Source organism: Herbaspirillum sp. B65 (assembly GCF_000333555.1).
Lineage (GTDB): Bacteria > Pseudomonadota > Gammaproteobacteria > Burkholderiales > Burkholderiaceae_D > Herbaspirillum > Herbaspirillum rubrisubalbicans.
The window spans coordinates 1-1537 of the sequence record NZ_BADI01000494.1; the positions used below are offsets into that span (position 1 = coordinate 1).

Consider the following 1537-nt stretch of genomic DNA (forward strand, 5'->3'; position numbering starts at 1 on the left):
CGCCGTAAGCACTGCAAATTGTCGTGTTTACGCACCGGATCGCTGGCGAATGGCCGAATATCGCGGCTTGATCCCAGGGAAAAGAGCCCCATCTGTGCTATAATAGAGGGCTTTAGTTCCGCCGGATGGCTCTTGCATCCCCACCCTGCGGCGACATGCCTTCACCCCGGCGCATCGGGGGGAGGGACGGCAGACAGCGGTATCGCTGCCGGATTGCAAGCGGCACGACTGCCTGCTGCACGCGATCGATGGCCCGCCGGAAAAAGGAACGTTGCGCGTGCAGCCGGAGTCTACCGGGCAACCGGTACCGGAGTTGCATCATTAGCATGACTTGATTGGCGCAATGAGTGAATTCTCAATTGGCAGTTGATTCTATGGCAAATGCAATGAAGAAACCCGCGAAAACTCCAGCAGCGTCGGCAAAGAGCAGCAAGACGGCAGCGGCGGTAAAATCGACCGCTGCGGCCAAGACCACCCAGGCGGTAGCCGCCAAATCGCCAGTCAAGGGGACGGCGAAGGCTGCTGTCACCGTAAAACCCACGGCCAAGACTGCAGCAGCAGCGACGCCGAANAAGACGGCAGCCCAGACAACTGCCGCCAAGCCGGCCCGCGCCGCATCGCCCAAAGCGACTGCAACGCCAGCCAACAAGTTACCCTCAGCCGCCGAACAAGCGGTTTCTGTGAAAGCGACGAAGACTTCCGTGACCCCCAAGAAACCCGAAACCAAGGACGCCAAGACCACCAAAGCGCACAGGTGGAAGGCAAAGACGTCAGCGCGACTGCTGCGTCGAGCGTAACCAAACCACTGATGCCGCTGCCCTGGCAGCCATCGACACGTCGGGCTATGTGCTGCCGAGCGTCAAGGTGCCGGGCCGCCGTGGCCGCAAGCCCAAGGAATTCCAGCCCGAGAGCGATGAAGTTGCCGCACTGAACACCATCGAGCGTACCGAACTGAAGGCCGCCGACAAGGCCAAGGCCAAGGATCGCAAGGCCAAGGAAAAGGCCTTGCTGAAGGACGCTTTCTCTTCCGACACCGAAGCCAGCGAAGAAGAGCTGGAGCGCCGTCGCCAGAAGCTCAAGACCCTGATCAAGCTGGGCAAGGAACGTGGTTTCCTGACCTTCTCGGAAATCAACGACCACCTGCCGGAAAACATCGTCGATCCGGAAGCCATCGAAGGCATCATCGGTACCTTCAGCGACATGGGCATCTCGGTCTACGAGCACGCTCCTGATGCGGAAACCCTGCTGCTGTCGGACAACGTGGCCAACGTGGCCAGCGATGATGACGCCGAAGCCGCAGCCGAAGCTGCACTGTCGACCGTCGATTCCGATTTCGGCCGTACCACCGACCCGGTGCGCATGTACATGCGTGAAATGGGTTCGGTCGAACTGCTGACCCGCGAAGGCGAAATTGAAATCGCCAAGCGCATCGAAGACGGCCTGAAGGACATGATCCAGGCCATCTCCGCCTGCCCGACCACGATCGCCGAGATCCTGGCTGCGGCTGACCGCATCTCCAAGGATGAGATCAAGGTCG

At 60.4% G+C, this 1537-nt stretch carries 1 pseudogene; it reads left to right on the plus strand.

What is annotated here, in order from left to right:
• Positions 1 to 374: 374 nt before the first annotated feature.
• Positions 375 to 1537, plus strand: a pseudogene (locus tag I5W_RS11915) (RNA polymerase sigma factor region1.1 domain-containing protein); the annotation flags it as partial.